The 2,802-nt window shown below is 70.3% G+C and carries 3 protein-coding genes; all 3 read right to left on the bottom strand.

All coding sequences use genetic code 11. The annotated features are described in order from the left end of the window. The coding region (locus I53_RS25965) for an acyl-CoA dehydrogenase family protein (protein WP_043356294.1) at nt 1-1,015 on the bottom strand (1,015 nt) is incomplete at its 3' end. 10 nt (nt 1,016-1,025) lie between these two features. Continuing rightward, nucleotides 1,026-1,775: a glucose 1-dehydrogenase gene (locus tag I53_RS25960; RefSeq protein WP_043356292.1), complete on the bottom strand. Its 750-nt coding sequence runs from the start codon at nt 1,773-1,775 to the stop codon at nt 1,026-1,028. 42 nt (nt 1,776-1,817) lie between these two features. After that, a partial coding sequence (locus I53_RS25955) for a CaiB/BaiF CoA-transferase family protein (RefSeq protein ID WP_043356291.1) occupies nt 1,818-2,802 on the bottom strand: 985 nt, incomplete at its 5' end.

Genomic DNA, 2,802 nt, shown 5'->3' with positions numbered 1-2,802 from the left:
AGCCGCCATGGGTCTGGATGCAGGCATTGGCCGCCTCGAACGACGCGTCGGCCGCCAGCATCTTGGCCATGTTGGCCTCGGCTCCCGGATTCGCGCCGCCCTCGTAGAGGGCCAGCGCCTCCCGGACCATCAGCTCGGCCGCGCGCATGTTGGCGTAGGCCTTGGCGATCGGGAACTGTACGCCCTGATTGGCACCGATCGGACGCCCGAAGACCGAACGCTCGCCGGCATAGATCCGCGCCCTCTCGATGAACCACTTGGCGTCGCCGATGCATTCGGCGGCGATCAGGATCCGCTCGGCATTCATGCCCGACAGGATGTAGCGGAAACCCTTCCCCTCCGCGCCGATGAGATTCTGGGCCGGCACCCTGAGGTTGTCGAAGAACACCTCCGTGGTGGCATGGTTCATCATCGTGCGGATCGGCCGGATGGTGAGGCCGTTGCCCCTGGCCTCCCGCATGTCGACGAGGAGCACCGACAGGCCGTCGGTGCGTTTCATGCCCTCGGTCCTGGGCGACGTGCGCGCCAGAAGCAGCATCAGGTCCGAATGTTCGGCCCGGCTGGTCCAGATCTTCTGGCCGTTGACGACGTAGTGGTCGCCCTCCAGGCGCGCCGTAGTCTTGAGGCTGCCGGTGTCGGTGCCGGAGGTGGGCTCGGTCACCCCGAAGGCCTGGAGCCGCAGGCGGCCTTCCGCGAGAGCCGGGAGATATTCGGCCTTCTGCGCCTCGGAGCCGTGCCGGAGGAGCGTGCCCATCGTGTACATCTGCGCGTGGCATGCGCCCCCGTTGCAGCCGGCCCGCTGGACCTCCTCCAGGATCGCGGCCGCGGCCGAGAGCGGCAGGCCGGAGCCGCCATACGCCTCGGGGATCAGAACCGACAGGTAGCCGCTCTCGGTGAGCGCGTTCACGAACGCGGTCGGGTAGGCCATCTCCCGGTCGAGGGCCCGCCAGTACGGGCCCGGGAAGCCGGCGCAGAGCTTGGCGACCGCCTCGCGGATCTCGGTATAGGCTTCCATCGACATCTCCTCAGGCCGTGCGGCCGCCGTCGACCGGCAGGTCGACGCCGGTGATGAAGGCCGCCTCGTCGGAGGCGAGGAACAGGGCGGCCGACGCGATGTCGCTCGCCTGGGACAGGCGGCCGAGCGGGATCGTGGCGATGAACCGGTCGCGGTTCTCGGGGGTATCGGGCACGCCCATGAAATGCTCGAGGAGCCCGGTGGCGCCCATGACCGGGCAGAGGGCGTTCACCCGGATCTTCCAGGGCGCCAATTCGAGCGCCAGGGACTTCGAGGCGAGGCTCGCCGCGCCCTTGGAGGCGTTGTACCACGTCAGCCCCGGCCGCGGCCGCAGAGCCGCCGTCGAACTGACGTTCAGGATAACGCCGCCGCCCGCATCGCGCATGAGCGGGGCGACCTCCCGGACGTAGTGAAAGATCGACTTCACGTTGACCCGGAAGACCCGGTCGAAGTCTTCTTCGGTGACCTCCATCAGCGGCTTGTTGCGGTGTGTGGTGCCGGCGTTGTTGACCAGGATGTTCGGCAGACCGAAGCGCTGCCGTGTCTCGTCGACGCTGGCGATGACATCGGCGGCGAGGCCGACATCTGCGGCGATGGCGATGGCGTTGTCGCCCAGATCCGCCGCGACCCGCGCGGCGGCCGCGCCGTCGATGTCGATGCAGGCGACCTTCGCCCCCTCGGCGACGAAACGCTGGGCGATCCCCGCTCCAAAGCCGCTGCCGGCGCCCGTCACGAGCGCGATCTTGCCGTCGAGCCTCATCGTGTCCTCCCCGCGTGTCGTTCGGTGTCGATCTCTAGGTCCTCAGGTGCCGGGCGCGAACTCGGCCCGGATACGCGCGCCGTGCGCGTCGATCGCCGGGACGGGGCCGAGGGCGCGGACCTGCCTGTCGACCAGCACCGGCGGCGCGACGATGCGGGCGGATCCGGCGGGTGTCCCGACCTCCGTGCGGATCAGCGCCGGGTGGGTGACGAGGTCCGCAAGCGTGTTGACGAAGCCGTAGGCGGTGCCGGCGGCCTCCAGCCGGGCGGCGGCGGCGTCGCGGCTCAGCCGCACCAGCTCGGCACCGATGCGCAGGTCGACGGCGGCGCGGTTGGCGACCCGGGCGTTGTTGGACGCGAAGCCTTCGGCGCGGGCGAGATCCGGCTCCCCGAGCACGCCAGCACAGAAGCGCGCCCATTCGCGCTCATTCTGGATCGAGATCAGCACGAGGCTGCCGTCGGCCGTGGGGAAGGCGCCATAGGGACAGATCGAGGGATGGGCGAGGCCGACCCGCTGCGGCGCCTGCCCGGTTCCCTCGAAATAGAGCAGCGGCACGTTCATCCAGTCGGCGGCGGCGCTGAACAGGCTGACCTCCAGGGCGCAGCCCTGCCCGGAAATGCCCCGGGCGATCAGCGCCTCCAGGACGGCCGCATGGGCATCCATGCCGCAGGCGACGTCGCAGACGGACACGCCGACCCGGCCGGGTCCCGCCGGATGGCCGGTGATGCCCGCGAGCCCGCTCTCCGCCTGGACCAGCAGGTCGTAGGCCTTCATGTCGCTGTAGGGGTTGCCGGCGCCGTAGCCCGAGATGTCGACGGTGATCAGCCGGGGATAGCGTGCACGGAGCTCCGCCGATCCGAAGCCCGCGCGCGCCGCGGCGCCGGGGGCGAGGTTCTGCACGAACACGTCGGCCCGCGCGAGGATCGCGTGCAGGAGCCGGGCATCGGCCGGGTCCTTGATGTCGGCGACGAGGCTCTCCTTGCCGCGGTTGAGCCAGACGAAGTAGCTCGCCAGGCCTCGACCGCCG

Origin of the sequence: Methylobacterium sp. B1 (assembly GCF_000333255.1) — a bacterium.
Classification (GTDB): Bacteria; Pseudomonadota; Alphaproteobacteria; order Rhizobiales; family Beijerinckiaceae; genus Methylobacterium; species Methylobacterium fujisawaense.
The sequence above is the reverse complement of the archived record's forward strand: the minus strand, read 5'-3'. Positions and strand labels throughout refer to the sequence as shown.

Excerpts from the sequence above, each read along its gene's own strand:
- I53_RS25960 (WP_043356292.1), bottom strand. The coding sequence starts at position 1,775 with ATGAGGCTCGACGGCAAGATCGCGCTCGTGACGGGCGCCGGCAGCGGC.